We start from the raw sequence: 24,983 nt of genomic DNA, 5'->3' as shown, positions 1-24,983 counted from the left end.
ATCCCCCGCCCTCGTGCCAGGCGCGGGCCGAGATGTGCCAGAGTTGCCTCGTCCGGGCTGTGAGCACGTACCGTACGGCAGTGCAGCCGGGAGCCCGGTATGTCGGGGAAGGGGCAGCAAGGTGAGCACGCACGTACGGCATGCACCAGACGGCGGACGAGCCGCGCAGGCCGTGCCCCCTGCCGTCATGCTGCCCGCCACCCTGGAGGAGGCCGTCTCGGCGCTCTCCGCCGTACCCGCCGCCGTACCGGTCGCCGGGGGCACCGACCTGATGGCCGACGTCAACTCCGGCCACCTCCGCCCCGCCGCACTGGTCGGACTCGGCCGGATCAGCGAGATCCGCGGCTGGTCCTACCAGGACGGGCACGCCGTGCTCGGCGCCGGACTCACCCACGCACGCATGGGCCGCCCCGACTTCGCGGCGCTCATCCCCGCGCTCGCCGCCGCGGCCCGGGCCGCCGGGCCCCCGCAGATCCGGAACGCGGGGACGCTCGGCGGCAACATCGTCAGCGCTTCGCCCACCGGGGACGCGCTGCCCGTGCTGGCCGCGCTGGAGGCCACCCTCTCCATCGCGGGCCCGGAGGGGGCACACCGCGAACTCCCGGTCAGCCACCTGCTCGCCGGAATGGACATCCTCCGGCCCAGCGAGGTCGTCGGCTATGTGAAGGTTCCGCTGCTGCACGCCCCGCAGACCTTCCTCAAGGCCACCAGCCGTACCGGGCCCAGCCGCGCGCTGGCCTCCGTCGCCGTCGTCCTCGACCCGATGCGGCGCGGCGTGCGGTGCGCGGTGGGCGCCGTCGCACCGATGCCGCTGCGGCCGCTGGAGGCCGAGCAGTGGATCGCCACCCTCATCGACTGGGACGGCGACCGCTCGCTGGCCCCCGAGGCGCTGACCGCCTTCGGCGAGTACGTCGCGATGGCCTGCATCCCCGACCCGCTTCCGGCGGGCCCCGAGGACAACCCGGGGCCCGCCCCCCAGCTTCCGCCCGCGGCGCTGCACTTGCGGCGTACCGTGGCGACACTGGCCCGCCGGGGACTCGGGAGGGCTCTCGCATGAGCGGCACACCACAGGCACCACAGGGCAACGGGAACGGACACCGGAACGGGGGCGCGGGACCGCACGCGGATGCGGAGCCGCACGGACATGTGAACGCGCACACGGACACGGACGAGTACGGCAACGGCGCGGGCGGCGCCGCACAGTACGGCGGCGATCCCTGGGCCGCGCAGGGCGCCGCACCCGACCCGTACGGCCGGCAGCCGGAGCCCGACCCGTACGCCCGGCAGGCGGAGCACGGGCAGCACGTGCCCAGGAGTTGGGGCGGCGGCGAGTACGACGCGGACGCCACCGCCTTCGTGCAGCTGCCCAGCGGCGGCTTCGGCGAGCTCGCCGAAGCCGCGCCGCTGGCCGCGCCCGGCACCGGGCAGGGCGGCTACACCCCGCCGTCCATCGACCCCTCGCAGCACCCGGCGGACGGCACAGCCCCGGGCCCCGCCGCCGATCCGGCCGCCGGGCAGCACTGGGTGCTGCCGTTCGCACCCGGGAGCGAGCCGGGCGCCCCCGGCCCGGGACCGCAGGACCCCGGCGGCGACGCGCAGGCAGCGCAGTACGCCGCGGCACCCGAACCCGGCCACGGCACACTCGGCGGGCCCGGCCCCCACCCGCAGGACACGCCGCACCCGCCCGCGGCCGACGGCTCAGCCGGGCTCGGCCAGGGCGCGGCAGCGGCGCTCGCCGGCTCGCACGAGGCCCGTACCGGCCGCCGCCCCCTCGGCCCGGGCGTGGCACCCGCCTCGGCTCCGGACGGCAACCCCGCCTCGACCGCACCCGGAACCGCGCCCCCCGGTGCGCCCGCGCCGGGCCCGCACGCTCCCGCGGCCTCCGCGTCCGCGGCCCCGGAGGCGCCCGCGCCCGCCTGGACGCCCTCCTCGCCGACATCGGCCCCGCACTGGGACTCCGCGGCGCCCGCCCCGGGGCACGCGCCGCACCCGGACGTCCCCGGACCGCCGCCCGCACCCGAACCGGGCGGCGCCGACCGCCCCTTCCCGGGCGCGCCGGACGTGCCCGCGTACCGGTTCCCCAGCGCCCCCACCGCGCACGGCCCCGCCGGGACACTCGACGCCGAGCCGCGGCACCCCGGTGACCCGGACGCCGCGCCACCCGCCCCGCCGGAGCACCCGCGGCAGCCCGAGGCGCAGCACGGAACGGGCGGACAGCCCGCCGCCGATCCCGGGATCGTCGCCGCCGACCCCCCCGCACCGCCCGCCGTGCCGGAGCACCACGCGGACGCCGAGGTGACCTCGCTGGCCGAGGCCGCCCCGGCACCGGTGCCCGCGCAGCGGACCGCCCCCGAGCAACCGGCAGGCACCGGGCCGGTGGAGGCCGCGGACGCCGGGGCGGCAGCCCCCTCGGGGGAGCCCTCCGGCGGCTACCCGGAACCTCTGGGCGACCTGGCGGACGGCTCCGCCGCGGCCGCGCCCGACGGCGCCCCGGAACCGGTCCACCCGCCCGGGGACGGCGCCCCGGAGGCGCCCGGGGACGGCGTCCCGGAGGCATCCGGGGACGGCACCGCCCCTGTGGCCGGAGAGGAAGCAGCTCCGGTCCCCGAGACCGTCCGGACCGAGGACGAGCACCCGCACGTCTCGTACGAACTGCGGGTCAACGGGGTCGACCGCCCCGTCGCCAGCGCCTGGATCGGTGAGTCGCTGCTGTACGTGCTGCGCGAGCGGTTGGGCCTCGCCGGAGCCAAGGACGGCTGCTCGCAAGGCGAGTGCGGCGCCTGCTCGGTGCAGGTGGACGGGCGGCTCGTGGCCGCCTGCCTGGTGCCCGCCGCCACCGCCGCCGGCAGCGAGGTCCGCACCGTCGAGGGCCTGTCGGTCGACGGCGCCCCCTCGGACGTGCAGTGCGCGCTCGCCGAGAGCGGCTCCGTGCAGTGCGGGTTCTGCGTACCCGGACTCGCGATGACGGTGCACGACCTGCTGGAGGGCAACCACGCGCCCACCGACCTGGAGACCCGCAAGGCGATCAGCGGCAATCTGTGCCGCTGCTCGGGATACCGCGGGGTGGTGGACGCCGTCCGCACCGTGGTGGAGCAGCGCGCGGCCCGGGCCGAGCACGAGCACGAGGCGCCGGAGGCACACCCGGCCCCCGAAGCGCAGCCGGCCCCCGGCGGGCAGCTCCACGCCCCCGGGCCCGACCCGCAAGGCGGCTACGAAGCCGCCGGGTACGGACAGCAGCCCGGCTACGAGCCCGGCCCGTGGGTTCCCGGCGGCTACGAGCCGGCCGGCCATCAGCAGGGCGGTCACGGCCCCGGCGGGCACCCGGCGCCGCCCGGCACCGACGGCTATGGCACCGACGGTTACGGGGCTGACGGCTATGGCACCGACGGCCACGGCGGCGCGCCCGGCTACGGGCCCGACCCGGCAGCGCCCGGATACCCGGGCCCGCCCGAGGCACCCGGCAGCCACGACAGCGGAACGTGGGACGAGGGCGGCTACGGCGCCCACATCCCGCACCAGAGCCGGTACCCCGGGAACGGCGGCACGTCCTGATGCCCCCGGCCCCCGCGGCAGCGTCCCCCACACCCGGGTGCACCGCGCACGCACCCTGCACAGAAAGGCGGCGGCATGACGGAAACGGCTGACGGGCACCCCGGCGCCGGAGGCGCCGCCCCGCTGCCGGGCCCCCGCGGCGAGCCCGACCCGCACGGCCTGGGCGTCTCCGTCCTCCCCACCGACTCCTACGCCAAGGCGCAGGGCACCTTCCCCTACGCGGCGGACCTGTGGGCCGAAGGGCTGCTGTGGGCCGCGGTGCACCGCTCGCCGCACCCGCACGCGCGGATCGTCTCCATCGACACCGCGGAAGCCGCCAAGATGCCCGGCGTGCTGGCCGTCATCACCCACGAGGACATCCCCGGCGACTCCGCGCACGGACGCAGGATCGCCGACCAGCCCGCGTTCGCCCGCGACGTGGTGCGCTACTTCGGCGAGCCGATCGCCGCCGTCGCCGCCGACCACCCGGACACGGCGCGGCTGGCCGCCGCGGCCATCGCCGTCGAATACGAGGTGCAGGACGCCGTCACCGACCCGGAGAAGGCGTTCGAGGCCGAACCGCTGCACCCGGACGGCAACCTGCTGCGGCACATCCCGCTGCGTTACGGCGACCCCGAGGCCACCGGCGACGTGGTCGTCGAGGGCCTCTACCGGATCGGCCGCCAGGACCCGGCGCCGATCGGAGCCGAGGCCGCGCTCGCCGTACCGCGCCCGGACGGCGGCGTGGAGATCTACACCGCCTCCACCGACCCGCACACCGACCGCGACCTGGCGGCCGCCTGCTTCGGACTCCCGCCCGAACAAGTCAAGATCGTCGTCACCGGGGTGCCCGGCTCCATGGGCGACCGCGAGGACGCGGCGCTCCAGATCCCCCTGGGACTGCTGGCGATGCGCACCGGCTGCCCCGTCAAGATCGCGCTCACCCGCGAGGAATCCTTCCTCGGCCACGCACACCGCCACCCCACCCTGCTGCGCTACCGCCACCACGCGGACAACGCGGGCAACCTGGTCAAGGTCGAGGCGCAGATCCTGCTGGACGGCGGCGCCTACGCGGACACCTCGTCCGACGCGCTCGCCGCCGCCGTCTCCTTCGCCTGCGGGCCCTACGTCGTCCCGCACGCCGTGATCGACGGCTGGGTCGTCCGCACCAACAACCCGCCCTCCGGCCATGTGCGCGGCGAAGGCGCCCTCCAGGTGTGCGCCGCCTACGAGGGCCAGATGGACAAACTCGCCGAACGGCTCGGCCTCGACCCCGTCGAGGTGCGCAGGCGCAACGCCATGGCCACCGGCGACCTGCTGCCCACCGGCCAGACCGTCACCTGCCCGGCACCCGTCGCCGAACTCCTCACCGCCGTCCACGAGGCGCCGCTGCCGCCGCTGCCCAAGGACGCGCCCGAGGACGACTGGCTGCTGCCCGGCGGCCCCGAAGGTGCCGGCGACCCTTCGGCCGTGCGGCGCGGCGTGGGCTACGCGCTCGGCATGGTCCACATGCTCGGCGCCGAGGGCACCGACGAGGTCTCCACCGCCACCGTCAAGGTCAGCGGCCCCGTCGCCACCGTGATGTGCGCCGCCGTCGAGTCCGGCCAGGGCTTCGACACCCTCGCCCGGCAGATCGTCCAGGAAACCCTCGGTATCGAAGAGGTGCACGTCGCCTCCGTCGACACTGACCAGCCGCCCTCCGGCGCCAGCGGCCGCGGCCGCCACACCTGGGTGTCGGGCGGCGCGGTGGAACGGGCCGCGAAGATGGTCCGCACCCAGCTCCTGCAGCCCCTCGCCGCGAAGTTCGGCATGTCCACCGAACTGCTCACCATCTCCGAGGGAAAGATCACCTCCTACGACGGCGTGCTCTCCACGACAGTCGCCGAAGCCTTGGAGGGCAAGGAACTGTGGGCCACCGCGCAGTGCCGCCCGCATCCCACCGAACCGCTCGACGAATGGGGCCAGGGCGACGCCTTCGTCGGACTGGCCTTCGCCGCCGTGCGCGCCGTCGTCGACGTCGACATCGAACTCGGCGCCGTACGCGTCGTCGAGGTCGCCCTCGCCCAGGACGTCGGCGCCGTCCTCAACCCCCGCCAGCTGCGGGCCCGCCTCGAAGCCGGCATCACCCAGGGCATCGGCACCGCCCTCACCGAACATCTGCGGGTCGCCAAAGGCGTTGTGCGGCACGCCGACTTCACCGCCTACGCCCTGCCGACGGCGCTGGACGCGCCGGACATCCGCATCGTCAAGCTCGTCGAGGAACGGGATGTGGTGGCGCCGTTCGGGGCGAAGGCCGCGTCGTCCGCGCCGGTCGTCACCACGCCGTCCGCGGTCGCTGCGGCGGTGCGGGCTGCGACGGGGCGGCCCGTCAATCGGATGCCGATCCGCCCCCAGGCCGCGGTCAGCTCCTCCTGACCCGGGCGCCCCCCGGCGGGGGCGCCGTCTCCCTCTTTTGCGGGCCGCCTTGTGCGGGCGGGGTCGGCGCGTGGAGGCGCCAGGTCAATAGACGCCTCCCCGGCCCTTCCGCAGCCGAGGGCCGCCGGGGGACCTTCCGCTGCGGGAGCGCTCGTGTTGGGCCACGGACAACGGAGCGTCAACCTCCTCCGCCGTCGAGCAGCCAGTTGAACCGTAGGCGCAGTGCTCGTTCCGTGCTGGCGACCAGGGTGGCGAGGGTGAGGGCGACGTTGCCCCACAGGGACAGGTCCACCGGCGCGCTGAGGGTGCCCGTGTGCCGGGCGACGGCCTTGGACGCGGTGAGCTGTTCGAGCAACTGCGGGATGAGCACCGACAGCGCGGTGAGCAGTACGCACACCGAGAGGACACCGATCGCGCGGCTGAGGAGGGGATGTGTGCGGCCGAAGCGTGCGCGGCGTCCTTCGGCGGAGGCCGGGTCCGGGACCAGTTGGTGTTCGGAGCCGGTGTCGGTGACGTAGTGGCAGCGTTTGAAGCCGAAACCGCTCATCCTCACCTCGACGGTTCCGCCCGGTACGGGGAACAGCGCGGGGAGTTTGGACTCGGCGTGCAGTCTCCCGTCACGGTAGAGGTGGGCCCTCACGTCTCCGGACGACTGGTTCATCCAGTGCCGCACGTCCACGGAGTAGCGCGCCCGCCCACCGTCGCCGTCGGGCAGCCGGAGGTGGAAGAGCCCCCGGAACATCGTCTGCCACCAGCGGAACGGCTTGAGGGGCCGCCCGTCACCGGGTTCGACACGACGCACCGCCCGGCGGTGCCGCCGCTTCTCGAACATGCGTGCTCCTCCGGTCACCCTGCCGGACAGGTCCGGTCCCCGGCCGGGCGCTTGCCGGTGGTCAGGAACGCTGTGGTGGCGTCGTTGGCACAGGTGCTGCCGCCGAACGGGTAGACACCGTGGCCGCCCTGGTCGACCAGGACCATCCTGGCCCGGTCACCCAGCGCCTGCCGCAGTTTCCTCGCTCCTGCCAACGGCGTGCCCGGGTCGCGCGCGTTCTGGACCATGAGCACGTTCTCCGGGCCCCGGTCGCTCACCTGCACCTGCACCGGCTTCTCGATCCCCTTGCGCGGCCAGAACGCGCACGGCGTGATGCTTCCCGTGGAACCGCCCAGCATCGGGTACCGGCGCCGGTCGTGCGCCGCGGTGCGCTGGTAGTGGCCGATCTTCTTCGACCAGCGGGAATCCGCGCAGATGACGTAGTGGCGGCCGGCCGGTGCGTTGTCGTTCTCGGCCGCAGGCGGGCCGCCGGACGGAGGTTTGCCCTTGTCGAGCGCCTGCCAGATCTCGGCCAGTTCGGGCAGCTTCCCCTCGACGAACATCTCCTCCAGCGTGATCGCGCGAAACAGCGTGCCGTCCACGCCGCCGACGGGCTTCCTGTCCAGCCGTTCGGCCAACTCGCGGAACTTCGCCTTCACCTGCCGGGGAGTGCTGCCCAGCCCGTACTCCGGTTTTCCGGCCGCGAAGGCGGCGAAATCCGGGAAGCGGTCCTTCATGCCGCGTGCCAGCAGCCGGAAGGCGGTGGCGTCGTACCCGCCGGGCCCCAGGCTGCTGTCCAGCACGATCCGGTCACCGCGCTCGGGGAACAGCGTGGCGTAGACCGCGCCGAGCCAGGTGCCGTAGGAGGTGCCGAGGTAGGAGATCTCGGACTCGCCCAGTGCCGCGCGGATCCGGTCCATGTCGCGGGCCGTGTTCGCGGTGGTGGTGTGCGGCAGCATCCAGGCGCTCTCCGACGAGGCGCACTGCTGTGCGACGGTCCGTGCGAACTTCGCCTCGCGCGCGACGTCGCCCCCGGAGTGCGCATAGGCCGGGAAGTTGCCGCGCGCCTGCTGCTCCGGGGTCAGGTCGCAGGTCACCGGGGAGCTGCGGCCCATGCCGCGGGGGTCGAAGCCGATCACGTCGTAGGAGTCGAGCACCTTCTGGGGCAACCCGGCTCCCGCGAGGGCGGCCGGGTAGCCGAGCCCGGACTGCCCGGGGCCGCCGGGATTGGTCAGCAGCACGCCCCGGCGCTGTGCGGGCTTTCTGCTCGCCAGTCGGGAGACCGCGATCTCGATCTGCCGGCCGTCCGGTTTCCGGTAGTCGAGCGGAACCTTCAGCGTGGCGCACTGCAACGTGGCCCCCGCGCCGCCCTTCTGCGGGCCGGCCCGCTTCTTCCCCTCGGACTTCTTCGTGTCCCCTTCGGACTCCTTCGTGCACGGGCCCCATCGCAGGGCCGGCGATGCGGCCTCGTTGCCCTCTTCCTCGCCTGCGGACGCCGACGTGCACGCCACCGTGGTGGCGAGAAGCATCGCGCCGACAAGAACGCGGGACAACGGCGACTTCCCGCGCGTCCGGCTGTCCTTCGGCAGGGGCGCGCGACGGCGGCGGAGTGGTGGGGGAGCAGTCCGTGCCGAATCGGTCCCCTTCCGCCGACCGGCCGCAACAACGGCTCGCCATGCCTGCTTTGTCTCCCGAGATATCGGCATGACACGACTCTCGCCCGCTGCCCGTGCCGCCGCGTCGTCCCCACGGTCGCAGCCGGCTTCGACCGTCGGCGAGCCGTTCTCCGACTCCGGTCGGGGAGGCCTCCCCCTGTGGTCTGAGGCGCAGACCGGATGGGTTGGCGATAATGCGCGGGTGACGACAGATCTCGTGCCGCGGCTCACGGGACGCCGGCAGGTGTGGCGGCTGGCCGCGGCCGCCGCCGTGGGCATACCGGTCTGGATCGCCACCGGTGTGCTGCTGCACCACAAGGAGGTTTCCGGGCCGGACTCCTGGTTCCTCATCGGCGATCCGCTGGTGGCCCTCGGCTGTCTGGCCCTCCTGTGGTGGCGCGGGCGCTTCCCGCGGGCCGTCGCCTTCACGGTCACGCTCGTGGCGACCGTCTCGGCCCTCGCCACCGGGGCCGCGCTGCTGGCCATGGTCTCGCTGTCCGCCCGGCGCCGTCCGGTGGAGACCGGGGCGATCGCTCTGACCCACGTCACGGCGTCACAACTCGTCCCAGGGCTCTACTCGATCCCCGCCTCCACGGCGACCTGGTGGTGGGCCGGACTCGCGTTCTCGGCAATGACCGCAGGTCTTGCGGTGGCCGTGGGCACGGCCGTCGGGGCGAGACGCGTCGAAGTGCGCTCCCTGCGGGAGCGTGCCGAGAGCGCGGAACGCGAACAGTCCGCCCGCGCGGCGCAGGCGCGGGCGCAGGAGCGCAACCGGATCGCGCGCGAGATGCACGACGTGCTCGCCCACCGGATATCCCTGGTCGCCATGCAGGCTTCGGTGCTGGGCCACCGCGGCGATCTGACCGCCGAGGACAGCGGTGTGCTGATCCGCGGTATCGCCGACGGCTCCCACCAGGCGCTGGAAGAGCTCCGCGACGTCCTCGGTGTGCTCCGGACCGATCCCGACCAGCCGGAGGCACCGCAGCCCTCCCTCGACTGCATCCCGGAACTGGTCGCTGATGCCTCCGCGTCCGGACTGGACGTCACGCTCGTCGACTCGGTGACCGGGTCGCCCTCGACGGCCGTCGGGCGCACCTGCTATCGCATCGTCCAGGAAGGACTCACCAACGCCGTCAAGCATGCCCCGGGTGCCCGGGTACGCGTCACTCTCGACGGCCGGCCCGGCGGCACGCTCGAGGTCGGTGTGCACAACACCCGGGCCACCGAGCGGGCGGTGGGAGCACCGTCGTCGGGATCCGGGCTGCTCGGCCTCGAAGAGCGCATCGCTCTGGTGGGGGGCCGGCTCTCCCACCACCCCACGCCCGGGAACGGGTACCTCCTGACCGCACGACTGCCCTGGCCCTGACCGCACCGAGAAAGGAGCCCCTCAGTGGAGAGCGACCGCGAACCGGTACGTGTCCTCATCGCCGACGACGAACAACTCGTGCGGATGGCCTTGCGGCTCGTCGTGGACGGCGAACCCGACCTCAGCGTGGTGGCGGAGGCCGCCGACGGGGACGCCGCGATCGCCGCGGTGGACCGGTGGCGGCCGGACGTCGTGCTGATGGACGTACGCATGCCCGGCCGCGACGGCCTCAGCGCCACTCGTGAACTTCTCGGCAGGCCGATGCCGCCCCGGGTCCTGGTACTGACCACGTTCGACTCCGACAGTCTGGTACTGGGTGCGCTGCGCGCCGGCGCACTCGGGTTCGTCCTCAAGGACACCCCGCCCGCACGCATCGTCGAGGCGGTGCGCACGGTCGCGGACGGCAAACCCGTACTCTCCCCGGCAGCCATGACGCGCGTGATCGCCGCGGCCACCGCGACGGACTCCGCCCATGCCCGTGACGCCCGCCGCGAAGCGGTACGGGAGAAGATCTCCGCGCTGACCGAACGGGAACGCGAAACGGCCGGAGCCATCGCCGAGGGGCTGGACAACCCGGACATCGCGCAGCGCCTCGGTATCAGCGTCGCCACGGTCAAGGCGCACACCAGCAGCCTCTTCGCCAAGCTGGACCTTCGCAACCGGGTACAGGTCGCCCTCCTGGTACGCGACGCGGAAGGCCCCCAGGAGTCGTGAGGCAGCCGTCCGGCACCCGGATCCCCCGCACACGTCGGTCCATGAGCTGGTCGGAGAAGGCGGGGGAGCGGACCAGGCGGAGACGCCTTCCCGGTGACAGGAGTCGCGCCCCCGCGACGGGGTCAGGTCGTGAGGAGGACGCCGCCGTAGGATGCGCCGGCGACGACGATCCAGGCGCAGAGTCCGAGTCCGGCCACCCGCATCCCGGTGCGGGTCAGCGACGGCAGGTGCACCGCACTGCCGAGGCCGAACAACGCGGCGGCCAGCAGGATCTCCTGCGCGGTGGCGGCGCCGTCGAGTACGGCGCCGGGCAGCCACGCAGTGGTCCGAAGGGCCACCATGCCCAGGAAGCCCAGCACGAACAGCGGTACGAGGGGAGGGCGCCGGCCTCGGGGAGGGTGGCCCGCTCCGCGGCGTTGTCGTACGGCGAGGACCATGGCCGCGACGAGGGGCGCCAGCATCAGCACGCGGAGGAGTTTGACGAGGACGGCCTCGTTCAGGGCCTGCGGGCCGCCGGTCTGGGCGGTGGCGACGACCTGGCCGACGTCGTGGACCCCGGCGCCGACCCAGCGTCCGAACTGTGCGGCGTCCAGCCCCAGGGGCCCGTGGAGGAGGGGCAGCACGAGGATGGCGAGGGTGCCGCACAGTGTCACCAGTGCGACCGAGGTGGCGACGTCCTCCTCCTCGCTGCCCCGCACCTCGCTGACCGCTCCGATCGCGGAGGCTCCGCAGATGGAGTAGCCGGTGGCGACGAGTACGGGCTGGTCGCCGGGGAGTCCGAGCCTGCGGCCGAGCCAGACGGTGCCGAAGAAGGTGGCGACGACGACGCAGGCGACCATCGCCACGGTGGCCCAGCCCAGTTCGAGCACGTCGCCGAGCGCGAGTTTGAGCCCGAGCAGCACGATGCCGAGCCGCATCAGCCGTTTGCCGGCCAGGGTGAGTCCGGGGCGGGCGGTGCCGCGGACCAGGGTGCGCAGCCCCGGCAGGTGTGCGGCCGCGATGCCGAGCACGACTGCGGCCGTCAGCATCGGAACGGCGGGCACCAGGAGGTGCACGGCGGAGGCCGCGGCCACGCCGAGCACGGCGAACGCGAGGCCGGGCAGCGGGCCCGGCTTCCGCGTGGGCGCGGGTGTGGTGGCGCCGGCCGCCGCGGGCCGGTCCGCGACGCGGGGGGTCTCCCGCGTGCGGCTGCCGGAAAGTGCCATCAGGCGTCGGCCGGAAGGTCGTACACCCGGCGGACGCTGCTGCCCAGCCGTGAGATGTCCGCTCCGTAGATGTGCAGGGAGACGGCCGGGCCTTCGCAGCCGTTCCACACCCGGTGGATGTCGCCGGGCGGGGCGAAGCCGCAGACGGCTCCTTGCGGGTTGACCACGTCCTCGGTGGCGACGAGGCGTGCGCTGCCGCCCGCGGCCTCCGCGGGCAGCAGCCGGTAGCGGCGCTCGTGCTCCTCGCCCTGGTGCACGCCGGTCACGCACCAGGAGACGTGGTCGTGGATCGAGGTGCCCTGTCCGGGCAGCCACACCAGGGCGACGACGGAGAAGCTGCCGTCGCGCTCCGCGTGCAGGATGTGCTGGCGGTAGCGCTCGGGGTCGGGTGCGCACTGGGCGTCGGTCAGCAGGTCGTCGGCGCCCAGGTGCGGTGCCAGCTTCTCGCCGACCAGGTACGCGGTCACGTCCGGCGGCAGCCCTCGGCCGACGGCCTCGCGCACGTCCTCGACGAGGGCGTGCAGCCGCCCGGCCGTCCGGGCGGCGGATGGGGTGGTCGTCGTCGCAGTCATACGGGCAGCGTCGCGGTGGGCACGTATCACGTCCAACGACGGTTCCTTGGCCCCTCCCTCGTATCTGCTTATGGGAGGGCGGCTCTGCTTGGGGGAGGGCGGCCCGGTCGGCTCACGGCAGCCGAGTCCGTTCGGCGCGGAGGAGCCCGCCGCACTCCGCCCGTGGGTACGGCCCCGGGGGGAGGGGCGCCGGGCCCATGTGGGGGAGGCGCCGCCCCTGTGGCACGAGGCCTCCGCGCAGCGGTCAGCAGCCGACGCGGCGCTCCGCGACCGTGCGCAGCGCCGCCAGTACGCGTGCTGTGGCGGGTATCTCCAGGTGTTCGCGCAGCACGTACGCGGAGACCTGGCGGCGTGAGGCGGGGTCGAGCGCGCGGCCCGTGACCTTCCGGTGGACGAGGAAGGAGAGCACCAGTCCCGGCACCATGGCGACGCCGAGCCCTTCGGCGACCAGGCTCTGCACCACCAGGTTGTCGTCGGTGGTGAAGGCGATCTCGGGTGCGAACCCCAGTTCGGCGCATTCGTGCAGGAAGTTGGCCCGGCAGCGCAGGCAGCCGGCGATCCAGCGTTCGTCGGCCAGTTCGCGCAACTGCACGGCGCGGCGCCGGGCCATGGGGTGGCCGGTGGGCAGCAGGACGGTGAGCTGGTCCTCCAGCAGCGGGATCTCCACCAGTTCCTCGGGCACCTGTTCGCGCAGTCCGGGGTAGGTGAAGGCCAGGGTGATGTCGCACTCGCCGCGTACGACCCGGCGCAGCGATTCGGGCGGCTCGTCCTCCTGGAGTTCGACGCGTATGCCGGGGTGTTCGGCGGCGAGTTCGGCGAGGGCCTCGGGTACCAGGGTGGCGCCCGCGCTGGGGAAGGCGCAGACCGTGACCTTGCCGGCCCGCAGCCTGGTGAGGGACTCCATCTGCTGCCGGGCGGTGCTGATGCTCTCCAGGATCACCTCGGAGTGCCGGGCCAGTGCCTCGCCCGCTTCGGTGAGCCGCATCCGGCGGCCGGCGCGCACGAACAGCGGGGTGCCCACGGACCGCTCCAGCGCCTTCATCTGCTGGGTGATCGCGGGCTGGGTGTAGCCCAGCGCCCGGGCCGCCGCGGAGTAGGAACCCGCGCGCACCACTTCGTGGAAGGTCTTGATGTGTCGCGAGTCGAACATGGCAGAACCATAAGCAGATTTTGGGTCGGCGCGGCAGGCGGGGTTCCCCGCTTCTGGATCACTCTGTGGGCACTGCCGCCCCGGTGGACTCCTGTGTCTCCTCCGTCACGGGTGTGCGGCGCTTCGTCGGGGCCGGGCCGTCGCGGGGGCCGGGTCGCAGCCGTCGGGCCACCGCGACGCCCGCGAGGGCGACGACTGCCGAGACGGCGTACACGGCCGCGAACGCTGCCGGCTGCGCGGCGTCCGGGCCGCCCGCGCCCGCGGCTTCCGCGCCGCCGGATCCGGTGACGGTGACCGAACCGCCGCCCAGCGCGGCGAACAGGGTGCCGGTCAGCGCGAGCAGCAGCACATTGGAGAGCCCGTCGCTCAACTGGAGCGCGGCGGAGTTGCGTCCGGCCGCCTGCGGCGCCGAGAGCCGCAGCAGCAGGACGCTGAGGGAGGAGATGGTCAGGCCCATGCCGAAGCAGCCGATCCCCATGGCCAGCGCCAGGCACCAGACGGGTACCGACTCCACCAGCACCAGCGGCGTGCAGCCGACGGCGAAGGTGACCAGGGACATGCCGAGGACGACGAGCCGTTCGCGGTACGGCTCCAGCCGGGGCCGCGACTGGGCGAAGGAGCCCAGCGCCCACAACGCACCCCCGGCGGCGAGGGTGAGCCCGGCGAGGGTGACCGACAGCCCGCGCTGGGTCACCAGCATCAGCGGGACGAAGCTCTCCGCGACGATGAAGGAGCCGGCCGCGATTCCGCGCAGCAGTACGACGGAGGGCAGCCCGCGGGCCGCGCGCAGGGTCCCGCGGGGGAGCAGCACCCGCAGCGACCGGGCCAGCAGGACGAGCCCCGCCGCGGCGGGCAGCAGCGCGCTCCAGCGCAGGTCCTGACCGGCGTACTGGAGCAGTCCGGCACCGAGCGCGGCGGCGACCGCGAGCCGGATCCGCCGCGCGCCCTCGCCTCGCTCGCCGCTCCCGTCCCCGGGAGTACCGGAGGCCGGGGGCGGTCCGGAGGCCCGGCGCCTCAGCGGCGGCAGCATCACCAGCAGTGGCAGCGCCACCAGCACCGGAATGCCCAGGAACACCCAGCGCCAGCCCAGTTGCTCGGCGACCGTGCCGGAGATCAGCGGCCCCACCACGGAGGGCACCACCCAGGAGGCGGCGAACGCGGCCATCACGGTGGGTCGCAGATGTTCGGGGAAGGCGCGGCTGACGGTGACGTACAGCGCCACGATCACCAGTCCGCCGCCCACGCCCTGCACGGCGCGGCCGAGGATGAACAGCCACATGGTCCCGGCGGTCCCGGACAGCAGGAGGCCACCGGCGAAGAGCGCGATGCCGGTGGTCAGCGGCGGCAGCGGGCCCCGGTGGTCGCACCACTGGCCCGAGGCGACCATGCCGACCACGGAGGTGGTGAAGAAGGCGGAGAAGGCGTACGCGTAGAGCGGGATGCCGTCCAGTTCGTCGGCCGCCAGCGGCATGGCCGTACCGACGGCGGTCGCCTCGAAGGCGATGAGGAGGACGACGGAGACGATGCCGAAGGTCAGCGGCCGGTGGGCGCTGCTGAGCACGGTCTCCCGGCGGCGGGTGGCGGGATCGTCCGGCGGTACGGCCGCGGGGCCGGGCTCGGTCGCTGACATGCCCACCACGGTAAGCGCCGCCCGGGGAGGGGGACACCTACCGTGGTGGGAGTTGCCACTCGGCCGCCGGTCCTGGTCCCGGCCGCGGTTCCGGCCGGTGGCCGCCCGCGGTGCCGGTCCGCGAGCGGCCGCCGCCTCAGCCCTCGACCAGCTTCATGTACCGGTCCCAGTCCCAGTGCTTCCCGGGGTCGGTGTGGTCGTTGCCGGGGGCCTCGCTGTGGCCGATGATGTGCTCGCGGTCGAGCGGGATGCCGTGCGCGTCCGCGAGATGGCGGGTCAGCGCGGCGGAGGAGCGGTACATCGCGTCGGTGAACCAGGACGGGTCGTCGACGTATCCCTCGTGTTCGATGCCCAGCGCGGAGGAGTTGGCGCTTCTGGCGTGGTAGGCGGTGTCCGCGTCGCGCACCGTCTGGGTGACCGCGCCGTCCGAGGAGCGCACCACGTAGTGGGCGCTGACCTTGGCCTCGGGGTTCTGGAACCAGCTTATGGTGCCCGCGTAGGAGCCCTGGGTCACATGGATGACGATCGTGTCGAGGGCCGCGCTGCGGCCCTCGGCGTAGTTGGCCGGATCGGCCGGCATCCACGCGGCGTCCGGGTAGTCGGCGCTGCGGGTGGCGGGCCCCGGCCCGGTGGTGCCCTTGGCGGGGTGGACGTCCCGGGCCGCGACGGACACCCGCTCGCCGTCCGGGGCGCGGCCCCGGACGCCCTGTCGCAGGATCCGGTAGACGTTGTCGGCGTACAGCCGTGCGGCGGTGCCGCGGGCGCCGCTGTAGCGGGCGACGGCCGGGTACCACGCGTCCGCGTCGGCGCGTTCTGACGCGTCGAGTCCGAGGGCGTCGGCGTAGCCGCGCAGTACGGCCGCTCCGCCGCGGATGTTGGCATCGGTGTCGGTGCGCAGCCGTGCGGTGGACTTCCCGGTGAGCTCGGCCGCGCGTTCGAGGGTGTGCCGGTCGGGGTTGCTGACCAGGTGCATCACACCGAAGCCGTGCGCCTGGCTGGGGGCGCCGTCGTGGCCGTCGAAGTGGGTCTCGCCGTAGCCGACGGCGGCCAGTACGTCGCGGGGTATCCCGTACCGCTCGGCGGCCGAGGAGAAGGAGGCGTTCATCGAGGGGGTGGGGTCGCTCGGGCCGGCCGTCGCGGGCTGGACGCCGGCCAGCAGCGCGGCGCAGCCCAGGGCGGTGCCGAGGGCGACGGTGACGCGCGTGCGCGGCCTGCGGGCATGCGGAGGTGCGGGCATGTCGTGCTCCTGTTGTGGGGGGATGGAGCTCAGGCGCCTGGGGCGTCACAGTACTCATGTGACCCATGCATGACAACGACTTCGGTGCTGCCCTCGCCTTCGGTGCCCGGCCCCAACCCGTCACCGGTGCACGCGAGTTGGGCCTCCCGACGCGACGGCGCCGGTGCCGCGGCCCCCACCGCGGCACCGGCGCCGTCCGCAGGGCCGGCGGGTTCCGCCGGCCCCTCGCCGGATCAGCGGGCGAAGCTGGAGCCCAGGTGGGAGCCCGCCTCCGGGGCACCCAGGGTCTTGGGCCCGTAGGAGACGACGCCGTCGGCCGTCAGCCCGCCCGTGGTGCCCCGCAACACCCACACCGCGCCCGCGTCCACGGCGTCGCTGCCGCCGTCCTCGGTGGGCGCGCCGACGGCCAGGTCGTCCCGGCCGTCCCGGTCGGTGTCGGTCATGGTCAGGGCCGCGCCGAAGCGGTCCCCTGCCTCGACCACTCCGGGCACACCCGAGCTGCCCTGGTCCCAGTTCTTCGCGCCCGTCCCGGTCAGCCCGTTCTTGCCGCCGAGGAGCTGGACGACGGCACCGGCGTCCTTGCCCGAGGCGCCGCTGCCGATGTCCTCGCCCGGCACACCGACCGCGATGTCGGCGTAGCCGTCGCCGTTGACGTCGCCCGCGGCCAGGGCCTTGCCGAACTCGTCGCCCTCCTCGTTGACGCCGGGCACACCCGGGCTGTTCTGGGTCAGCGTGCTCGTGCGGTGCGCGCCCGGGCCGTCGGCCGAGCCGTAGAGCACCTTGAGCGTGCCGTGGTCGTGCGGCAGGTCCTCCACGACGCCGCCCGGCACGGTGCGGATCACCAGGTCGCCGAAGCCGTCCTTGTCCACGTCGGCGATGACGCCGGTCTCGGCATCGGTGACATGCTCGGAGGAGGTGGCCAGCCCGCCGGTCGAGCCCTGGAAGAACTCGCTGCTCTCCGACATCTCCTCGAAGGCGTGCGTGGTGACGAGGTCGTCGACGCCGTCGCCGGTGACGTCGCCCGCCGTCAGCGACGTCGGCCCGAACAGGTGGCCGGTCTCGCGGGTGTCGCTCCTGGCCGCCTCGCCGTCCCGGCCGAAGCCGCCGTACAGCACCGTCAGCCCCTGGTCGAAGTCGCCGGTGCCCACGGCGAGGTCGGGCTTCTCGTCGCCGTCGAAGTCGCCCGCGACGAGCCTGGTGACGCTCTTCACCCCCGAGACCTGTGTGGCGCTCGTGAGGCCCTTGCCCTTATCGCCCCACAGGATGACGACGCCCTTGTTGCCGCTGACGGCCAGGTCGGCGACGCCGTCCCCGTCGAAGTCACGGGCCGCGGTGTTGCGGCCGAAGGCCCCGTAGGTCTCCGCGCTGCCCGGCACGCCCGCGGAGTTGGCGCTGAAGAGCTGGCGGCGCGAGACGTCCGCGCCCTTCGCCGAGCCGTAGGTCACGGTGAGGAACCCCGCGTACGACTTGCCCGAGACGGTTGCGGTGGGTGCCGCCGCGACGGTCTCGGCGTATCCGTCGCCGTCGAAGTCGGCCTTCGGCGCGGCGGCGCTCCGGGCCGCCGTGGTGGCGCCGGGCGCCGCGGCGCTCTTCGCCGGTGCCGCCACCGACGGGGTGGCGCAGAGCAGACCGGCGGCCAGCGCGGCCGTCACGCCGACGGCGCGGGCGGCCACGGCGGTGGCGCTCGCCGTCGCTGTACGACCGGGTGTGGTGCGGGGGGTGGCACGGTCGAGGTGACGCACTCGTCCTCCTGAGTCGTTGTGCTCCGGACTCCAGCGGCAGGGAGAACAAAAGGAGTTGAGCCTGCGGGGGCGGACCGGGACCGGGGCTTTGGTCAGTCGTCCGTGAGACCTGCGAGGCGGGTGAAGGGTTGCCCCGCGGCAGCCGGTTCGTTGCCGGGCGGCCACCGGACAGCCCTCGGACGGCCACCGGGTGGCCGCCTCGCCGGCCCGGTCGTACGCCGTGCCGCGGACCCGGTCGGCCGCCGTGCGGGACCCGCGTGCGCCGGGCACCGGAGATCCGGGCCGTGCCGTCCATCCGGAGCACTCCGCGGAATTCCGTCCGGGTGCGACGGCACTGTCAGGGCCGCCGCGGCGCTCTCCGCGGGGAGGATTCCGTTCCGGGCGGCAGCCCCTCTTTCGCGGGCGAACAGCCGCGGATGGTCAGCAGAGAGGAAGCAGGAATGCTCGTGCGGGGAAGATTCTCACGCGCCACCGGTGCCGCCGCCGTCCTGGTGTTCGCGCTGTCCGGCTGCGCGGGCGAAGGGGACGGAAAGAATCCCGGCGCCACCGGACGGCCCCGGCCGACCGCCGGTGCCGACAGGAGTGCCGGCACGACCGGCGCCCGGCCCGGCCCCTCGGGCCCCGCGGCCGCCTCAGCCGCGCACTCCGCCGCGTCCTCGGCCGCCCCCACGGGCCGGGCGGCCCCAGCGGACGAGGACTCCGCGGCCGGGACCGGCCGCCCGGCGGACTCGGCGTCCCCTCCCGCATCCGCCACCGGCGCCACCGCCACCACCCGGCCCGGCGGCAGCGGCACCCCGCGGCAGCGCGGGGCCGCATCCCGTGCGGGAATCGACGCCGTGCAGGGCACCTGGTACTTTCCGTACCGCGTCAGGGGCCGGGCCGTCACCTTCACCGTCACCGGCGGCTCCTACACGGTGCAGGGCGTCGGGGCACGCTGCTCCGGAACCGTCAGCCGCGGCCTGCGGCTCGGCGGCAGTTGCCGGGGCAGGGCGATGACCGGGCGGGCGGTGCTCGGCGACGGGGGCCGCAGCCTCACGCTCGACTGGGACAACGGCAGGCCGGACCGGTTCTCCCGCGCCCGGCCCCGGTGATCCGGCGGGCGGCCGGGCGCATCGACCCGGCGCCGCTCCGGACGCCCGGCACCCCCGGTAGGGTTGGCGCGGCTGTGCCGGCAGGCCGCCGCCGTACCTGATCCCGTCGTCATCCCGTCGTCCCGGAGACCGTGACTACCACCCCCACCACCCCCAGCAACAACCACCATCTGTCGCCCGCCTTCCCCGGCCGCGCCCCCTGGGGCACGGCCAGCAAGCTGCGGGCCTGGCAGCAGGCGGCGATGGACGCGTACCTGGAGCGGCAGCCGCGCGACTTCCTGGCCGTCGCGACGCCGGGCGCCGGCAAGACGACGTTCGCGCTCACCCTGGCCTCGTGGCTGCTGCACCATCACGTCGTGCAGCAGGTCACCGTCGTCGCGCCGACCGAGCATCTGAAGAAGCAGTGGGCCGAGGCGGCGGCGCGGGTGGGCATCAAGCTGGATCCGGAGTACAGCGCGGGCCCGCTGAGCAAGGAGTACCAGGGGGTCGCGATCACCTACGCGGGCGTGGGTGTCCGGCCGATGCTGCACCGCAACCGGGTCGAGCAGCGCAAGACCCTCGTCATCCTCGACGAGATCCACCACGCCGGGGACAGCCGCTCCTGGGGCGAGGCCTGCCAGGAGGCGTTCGAGCCCGCCACCCGGCGGCTCGCGCTGACCGGCACGCCGTTCCGCTCGGACACCAACCCGATCCCGTTCGTGGAGTACGCCGAGGACGGCGAGGGCATCCGCAGGTCGGTCGCGGACTACACCTACGGGTACGGCGACGCGCTCGCCAACGGCGTCGTGCGGCCCGTCATCTTCCTCTCCTACAGCGGCAACATGCGCTGGCGGACCAAGGCCGGGGACGAGATCGAGGCCCGGCTCGGCGAGCCGATGACCAAGGACGCCATCTCCCAGGCGTGGCGCACGGCGCTGGCGCCGCGCGGCGAGTGGATGCCCGCCGTGCTGCGCGCGGCCGACCACCGGCTGACGGAGGTGCGCAAGGCGGTGCCCGACGCGGGCGGCCTGGTCATCGCCTCCGACCAGGACTCGGCCCGCGCCTACGCCAAACTGCTCCGCGAGATCACCGGGACCCGGCCGACCGTGGTGCTCTCCGACGACACCGGCGCCTCGCAGCGCATCGAGGAATTTCGGACCTCGGAGAATCCTGCCGACCGCTGGATGGTCGCCGTCCGCATGGTCTCCGAGGGCGTGGACGTGCCCCGGCTGGCCGTCGGGGTGTACGCGACCACCGTCTCCACCCCGCTCTTCTTCGCCCAGGCCGTCGGCCGCTTCGTCCGTTCCCGGCGGCGCGGCGAGACGGCGTCGGTCTTCGTGCCGACGATCCCCACCCTGCTGACCTTCGCCAACGAGATGGAGGTCGAGCGCGACCACGTCCTCGACAAGCCGAAGAAGGGCGGCGAGGACGATCCGTACGCCGAGGAGGCCGACCTGCTCGAGGAGGCGGAGCGGGAGCAGGACGAGGAGGGCGCCGACGGGGACCAGCTGCCCTTCGAGGCGCTGGAGTCGGACGCGGTCTTCGACCGGGTGATGTACGACGGTGCCGAATTCGGCATGCAGGCCCACCCGGGCAGCGAGGAGGAGCAGGACTACCTCGGCATCCCGGGGCTGCTGGAGCCCGACCAGGTGCAGATGCTGCTCCAGAAGCGGCAGGCCCGGCAGATCGCGCACAGCAGGAAGCGGCCGGACAGCGAGGCCGATCTGCTGGAGACGCCCGCCGACAAGCGGCCCGTGGTCACCCACAAGGAACTGCTGGAGAAGCGCCGCACGCTGAACAATCTGGTGGGTGCCTATGTGCACCAGAGCGGGAAGCCGCACGGGGTGGTCCACACCGAGCTGCGGCGGGTGTGCGGCGGGCCGCCCAGCGCGGAGGCGACCGCGAACCAGATCGAGGCCCGTATCGCCAAGGTGCGGGAGTGGGCCACCCGGATGAGCTGACCGGGCCCGGTGCGGGCGCCCCCGGCGCGCGGCGGGCGGATCCCGGCGTGCGCCGCCGTCCCCGGAGCCCCCGGGAGAATCCGTTCGGCGGGTCGACCGTCCGGCGATCCGGTCGGAGAACAGGAATTCATTCGGCAACCGTTCGGAAATTCCACGGAAATTCGTTCAAAAGGCGCTCCGGGCGAGAGGAGGCGTTCCGAAAGGAATACGAGACCGTACCTTCGGGACGTTTGCGGCGAAGGCGGTCAGGCGGCGCCCGGATTCTGGACAGACTCTTCCGGTCAGCGGTGCTGCTCGCTAAATTTCCCGGACACACAGCCCGTGGCGAGGTGCCGCGGGCGGCCGGTTATCCCGTTGACACTCAGTTTGCCCAGCTCGCTGCGCAACAGCTCTTTCCAGTGCCACCGCGACCGGCGGCCTCCAGCGCTGCGCGCGGGGTGCCGACCCAGGCCGGGGGCCGGGGGAGGTGGCTCTCGAACGCGTCCGCCCTCGCGGCTGCCGTCACTCACCCGAGGGAGGGGGGCGTCGTGACCGCGGAAACCTCTCAGACGCTCGACCGAGGGCTGCGTGTCCTCAAATTACTGGCCGACACCGACCACGGCCTCACCGTCACCGAGCTGTCCAACAAGCTCGGCGTCAACCGCACCGTGGTCTACCGGCTGCTGGCCACACTGGAGCAGCACGCCCTCGTCCGCCGTGACCTCGGCGGCCGGGCGCGGGTCGGGCTCGGGGTGCTGCGCCTGGGGCGGCAGGTCCATCCGCTGGTCCGGGAGGCGGCGCTGCCCGCGCTGCGCTCGCTGGCCGAGGACGTGGGCGCCACCGCGCACCTCACCCTCGTCGACGGCACCGAGGCACTGGCCGTCGCGGTGGTCGAACCGAGCTGGACGGACTACCACGTCGCGTACCGCACGGGGTTCCGCCATCCTCTCGACAAGGGTGCGGCGGGCCGCGCGATACTCGCCGGGCGCGGTGTCGACGGCGAGCGCGGTCCCGGCTTCGTGCTCACCCACGGGGAGCTGGAGGCGGGTGCCAGCGGTGCCGCGGCGCCGGTGCTGGGCGTGAACGGGATCGAGGGCAGTGTGGGCGTGGTGATGCTGTCCGAGACGGTGCCCGAACAGGTCGGCCACCGTGTGGTGCGGGCCGCCGACGAGGCGGCCGCCGCGCTGCGCTGAGCGGTCCGGGCGTGGACCGGTACGGGGTCTGCGTACCGGCCCGCGCCCCGGTCGGTAGATTGCGGGGGTGTCCGCATCCAGCACCCGCGCCCCGGGGACCGAAGGCCCGCGCCGTACCCGCCGCCGCACGCTCGCGCTCTGCGTGCTGCCCGTCGTCCTGCTGTTCGTCGTGGCGCTGTCCGCTCCGCTGCCGTTCTCGCTCGCGCAGCCCGGCGAGACCGCGAACGTGCTCGGCCGCAGCGACGGCAAACCCGTGATCACCGTCGAGGGCGCCGAGACGCACGGCAGCGACCAGGGGCGGCTGCTGTCGGTCACCATCGCCGCGACCCGGCCCGAGGCCACCGTGCGGCTGCCCGGCGTGGTGCGGGCCTGGTTCCGCGACGACCGGGCGGTGATGCCCCGCGACGCCGTCTACCCGGGGGGCGGGGACACCGAGGACGCCGAGAAGCGCATCTCGGCGGAGATGGAGGACTCGCAGCACAAGGCCGTCACCGCCGCGCTGCGCCAACTGCACCGCTCCCCGGAGAAGGTGCGTGTGAAGCTGCGACTGGGGGATGTCGGCGGCCCGAGCGCGGGGCTGTTCTTCGCGCTCGGCATCATCGACAAGCTGGACGGGGACGGCGCCGGCGCCGGGCTGACCGGCGGCCGCACCGTGGCCGGTACCGGCACCATCGACGCGGACGGGAAGGTGGGTCCCGTCGGCGGCGTCCCGCTCAAGACGCAGGCGGCCCGGCGCGACGGGGCGACCTGGTTCCTCGTTCCCGAGGAGCAGTGCGACGACGCCGGTGCGCAGCTGCCCTCGGGCCTGCGGCTGGTGCCGGTCGGCTCGCTCCAGGGCGCGCTGGACGCGTTGGAGGAGATCCGTACCGACGGCAAGGTCCCCGCCTGCTGACCGCGGGCCGCTACGGGGTCCTGCGCGGTGTCACTGCCCGGCGGAGTCCTGTGCGGCCTGCCGTACCAGCGGCACGATGCGCAGCGGTACCGGGTTCTCCATGACGATGGCCGTGGAGGCGCGGACGATGCCCTCGATGCCCACGACCCGGTCGATGACCCGCTGGAGGTCGGCGTTGGAGCGGGCGACCAGGCGGCAGAGCATGTCGCCGCTGCCGGTGGTGGTGTGCAGCTCCAGCACCTCGGGGACGCCGGCCAGGTGCGCCCGTACCTCCGCGCCTTGGCCCTGCCTGATCTCCAGCGTCGCGAAGGCGGTGACGGGGTAGCCGAGCGCCGCCGGGTCGACCTGCGGGCCGAAGCCGCGGATGGCGCCGCTCGAGGTGAGCCGGTCCAGCCGGGCCTGCGCCGTGCCGCGCGCGACGCCGAGCCGCCGGGAGAGCTCCAGCACGCCGATCCGGGGCTCTTCGGCGAGCAGTTCGAGCAGCCGTCCGTCCAATCGGTCGATGCCCATGGGTTGCCTCTCCGTGAGTATCGGCGTAGTGCGCCGGGGTGCTGCACACATTGCACACATCGTCCGCCCAGCCCCGTGTCCCACTGAACAATCTGCCCAGTCGAAACGCAAACTATTGCGCACCTTGTGGCCCGGCGGGACGCTGCCGCCATGACTGCTGCATCCGGAAAGACCACCGACCCGGCAACCCCCGAGACCGCACGGCAGGCAGATCCCTTCCCGGTCAAGGGGATGGACGCGGTCGTCTTCGCCGTCGGCAACGCGAAGCAGGCAGCGCACTATTACTCCACGGCCTTCGGCATGCGGGCCGTCGCCTACGCCGGTCCGGAGAACGGCAGCCGGGAGACCGCCAGCTACGTGCTGGAATCCGGCTCGGCGCGGTTCGTGTTCACCTCCGTCATCCGCCCCACCAGCGAGCGCGGCCGCTTCCTGGCCGACCACGTCGCCGCGCACGGCGACGGCGTCGTCGACCTGGCCATCGAGGTCCCGGACGCCCGGGCCGCCTACGCGTACGCCGTCGAACACGGCGCCCGCGGCCTGGAGGAGCCCTACGAGACCAAGGACGAGCACGGTGTCGTGGTCCGGGCCGCCATCGCCACCTACGGCGAGACCCGGCACACCCTGGTCGAACGCACCGGGTACGACGGCCCCTACCTGCCCGGCTTCGCCGCCATGGACCCGATCGTCGAACCCCCCGAGCGGCGCTTCTTCCAGGCCATCGACCACTGCGTCGGCAACGTCGAACTCGGCCGGATGAACGAGTGGGTCGAGTTCTACAACCGGGTCATGGGCTTCACCAACATGAAGGAGTTCGTCGGCGACGACATCGCCACCGAGTACTCCGCGCTCATGTCCAAGGTCGTGGCCGACGGCACGCTCAAGGTGAAGTTCCCGATCAACGAGCCCGCCGTCGCCCAGAAGAAGTCCCAGATCGACGAGTACCTGGAGTTCTACGGCGGCTCCGGCGTCCAGCACATCGCCCTGGCCACCAACGACATCGTCTCCGCCGTGAAGAGCATGCGCGCTGCCGGTGTGCGGTTCCTGGACACCCCCGACACCTACTACGACACGCTGGGGGAGTGGGCGGGCGAGACCCGGGTGCCGGTCGAGACGCTGCGCGAGCTGAAGATCCTCGTCGACCGCGACGAGGACGGCTACCTGCTGCAGATCTTCACCAAGCCGGTCCAGGACCGGCCCACCGTCTTCTTCGAGATCATCGAGCGGCACGGCTCGATGGGCTTCGGCAAGGGCAACTTCAAGGCGCTCTTCGAGGCCATCGAGAGGGAGCAGGAACGCCGCGGCAACCTGTAGCCCGCCGTGCGGGCGCCGGGTGGGCGGGGAAGCCCCCGG

Annotated in this window: 18 protein-coding genes and 1 pseudogene; 10 read left to right on the top strand and 9 right to left on the bottom strand. The window is 73.8% G+C overall.

The window, feature by feature from the left end:
- Positions 1–187: 187 nt before the first annotated feature.
- The 3 genes from ACFYMO_RS10450 (at position 188) to ACFYMO_RS10440 (ending at position 5,946) form a co-directional block, all read left to right on the top strand.
- Positions 188–1,057 carry a xanthine dehydrogenase family protein subunit M gene (locus tag ACFYMO_RS10450; RefSeq protein ID WP_019357547.1) on the top strand — a complete coding sequence of 290 codons (870 nt, stop codon included), beginning with the start codon at positions 188–190 and terminating at the stop codon, positions 1,055–1,057.
- Complete coding sequence (locus ACFYMO_RS10445) at positions 1,054–3,552, top strand: 2Fe-2S iron-sulfur cluster-binding protein (RefSeq protein ID WP_388545551.1); 2,499 nt, start codon at positions 1,054–1,056, stop codon at positions 3,550–3,552. Before ACFYMO_RS10450 ends, ACFYMO_RS10445 begins: the two co-directional genes overlap by 4 nt.
- Positions 3,553–3,627: 75 nt before the next feature.
- The gene (locus ACFYMO_RS10440; RefSeq protein WP_366769692.1) at positions 3,628–5,946 is read left to right on the top strand and encodes a xanthine dehydrogenase family protein molybdopterin-binding subunit; all 2,319 of its coding nucleotides are present in this window, start codon (positions 3,628–3,630) and stop codon (positions 5,944–5,946) included.
- A gap of 178 nt (positions 5,947–6,124) precedes the next feature.
- Here the strand turns inward: ACFYMO_RS10440 and ACFYMO_RS10435 are convergent, their stop codons facing one another.
- Both ACFYMO_RS10435 and ACFYMO_RS10430 read right to left on the bottom strand, forming a co-directional pair.
- Positions 6,125–6,778: a hypothetical protein gene (locus tag ACFYMO_RS10435; RefSeq protein ID WP_388545548.1), complete on the bottom strand. Its 654-nt coding sequence runs from the start codon at positions 6,776–6,778 to the stop codon at positions 6,125–6,127.
- A gap of 14 nt (positions 6,779–6,792) precedes the next feature.
- The gene (locus ACFYMO_RS10430; RefSeq protein WP_388545690.1) at positions 6,793–8,286 is read right to left on the bottom strand and encodes an alpha/beta hydrolase; all 1,494 of its coding nucleotides are present in this window, start codon (positions 8,284–8,286) and stop codon (positions 6,793–6,795) included.
- 328 nt (positions 8,287–8,614) lie between these two features.
- On the opposite strand from ACFYMO_RS10430, the gene ACFYMO_RS10425 reads away from it, so the two are divergent.
- Together ACFYMO_RS10425 and ACFYMO_RS10420 are read left to right on the top strand one after the other, a co-directional pair.
- Positions 8,615–9,778, top strand: coding sequence for a sensor histidine kinase (locus ACFYMO_RS10425; RefSeq protein ID WP_388545545.1), 1,164 nt, complete (start codon positions 8,615–8,617; stop codon positions 9,776–9,778).
- 24 nt (positions 9,779–9,802) lie between these two features.
- The gene (locus ACFYMO_RS10420) at positions 9,803–10,492 is read left to right on the top strand and encodes a response regulator transcription factor (protein ID WP_366769696.1); all 690 of its coding nucleotides are present in this window, start codon (positions 9,803–9,805) and stop codon (positions 10,490–10,492) included.
- A gap of 122 nt (positions 10,493–10,614) precedes the next feature.
- Here the strand turns inward: ACFYMO_RS10420 and ACFYMO_RS10415 are convergent, their stop codons facing one another.
- From ACFYMO_RS10415 to ACFYMO_RS10390, 6 genes and pseudogenes are all read right to left on the bottom strand, one after another.
- Positions 10,615–11,697 carry a putative sulfate exporter family transporter gene (locus ACFYMO_RS10415; protein ID WP_366769697.1) on the bottom strand — a complete coding sequence of 361 codons (1,083 nt, stop codon included), beginning with the start codon at positions 11,695–11,697 and terminating at the stop codon, positions 10,615–10,617.
- Complete coding sequence (locus tag ACFYMO_RS10410; RefSeq protein WP_366769698.1) at positions 11,697–12,269, bottom strand: cysteine dioxygenase family protein; 573 nt, start codon at positions 12,267–12,269, stop codon at positions 11,697–11,699. Before ACFYMO_RS10410 ends, ACFYMO_RS10415 begins: the two co-directional genes overlap by 1 nt.
- 244 nt (positions 12,270–12,513) lie before the next feature.
- A complete protein-coding gene (locus ACFYMO_RS10405) occupies positions 12,514–13,419 on the bottom strand; it encodes a LysR family transcriptional regulator (RefSeq protein WP_366769699.1) in 906 nt (301 codons plus the stop codon).
- A 58-nt stretch (positions 13,420–13,477) separates the two neighbouring features.
- Positions 13,478–15,049, bottom strand: a complete 1,572-nt coding sequence (locus tag ACFYMO_RS10400; protein WP_388545539.1) for an MFS transporter — start codon at positions 15,047–15,049, stop codon at positions 13,478–13,480.
- Between the two features lie 139 nt (positions 15,050–15,188).
- A pseudogene (locus ACFYMO_RS10395) lies at positions 15,189–16,286 on the bottom strand (N-acetylmuramoyl-L-alanine amidase); the annotation flags it as partial.
- A gap of 233 nt (positions 16,287–16,519) precedes the next feature.
- Positions 16,520–18,028: an FG-GAP and VCBS repeat-containing protein gene (locus tag ACFYMO_RS10390; RefSeq protein ID WP_388545536.1), complete on the bottom strand. Its 1,509-nt coding sequence runs from the start codon at positions 18,026–18,028 to the stop codon at positions 16,520–16,522.
- 440 nt (positions 18,029–18,468) lie between these two features.
- On the opposite strand from ACFYMO_RS10390, the gene ACFYMO_RS10385 reads away from it, so the two are divergent.
- The 4 genes from ACFYMO_RS10385 (at position 18,469) to ACFYMO_RS10370 (ending at position 23,123) form a co-directional block, all read left to right on the top strand.
- Positions 18,469–19,119 carry a hypothetical protein gene (locus ACFYMO_RS10385; RefSeq protein WP_366769702.1) on the top strand — a complete coding sequence of 217 codons (651 nt, stop codon included), beginning with the start codon at positions 18,469–18,471 and terminating at the stop codon, positions 19,117–19,119.
- Positions 19,120–19,250: 131 nt separating this feature from the next.
- Positions 19,251–21,059: a DEAD/DEAH box helicase gene (locus tag ACFYMO_RS10380; protein WP_366769703.1), complete on the top strand. Its 1,809-nt coding sequence runs from the start codon at positions 19,251–19,253 to the stop codon at positions 21,057–21,059.
- Positions 21,060–21,586: 527 nt separating this feature from the next.
- Positions 21,587–22,231: a helix-turn-helix domain-containing protein gene (locus ACFYMO_RS10375; protein WP_366769704.1), complete on the top strand. Its 645-nt coding sequence runs from the start codon at positions 21,587–21,589 to the stop codon at positions 22,229–22,231.
- Positions 22,232–22,298: 67 nt separating this feature from the next.
- The gene (locus tag ACFYMO_RS10370) at positions 22,299–23,123 is read left to right on the top strand and encodes a S16 family serine protease (protein WP_366769705.1); all 825 of its coding nucleotides are present in this window, start codon (positions 22,299–22,301) and stop codon (positions 23,121–23,123) included.
- Between the two features lie 30 nt (positions 23,124–23,153).
- Here ACFYMO_RS10370 and ACFYMO_RS10365 read toward each other — a convergent pair whose 3' ends face one another.
- Positions 23,154–23,633 (bottom strand): Lrp/AsnC family transcriptional regulator, encoded by a 480-nt coding sequence (locus tag ACFYMO_RS10365; protein WP_366769706.1) that lies wholly within the window; start codon positions 23,631–23,633, stop codon positions 23,154–23,156.
- 150 nt (positions 23,634–23,783) lie between these two features.
- Here ACFYMO_RS10365 and hppD point away from each other — a divergent pair, with 150 nt between their 5' ends.
- The gene (gene hppD, locus ACFYMO_RS10360; RefSeq protein WP_366769707.1) at positions 23,784–24,944 is read left to right on the top strand and encodes a 4-hydroxyphenylpyruvate dioxygenase; all 1,161 of its coding nucleotides are present in this window, start codon (positions 23,784–23,786) and stop codon (positions 24,942–24,944) included.
- Positions 24,945–24,983 lie beyond the last annotated feature (39 nt).

This window comes from Streptomyces sp. NPDC007025 (genome assembly GCF_042869455.1).
Taxonomy (GTDB): domain Bacteria; phylum Actinomycetota; class Actinomycetes; order Streptomycetales; family Streptomycetaceae; genus Streptomyces.
This window is presented reverse-complemented; position numbering and strand designations above follow the sequence as displayed.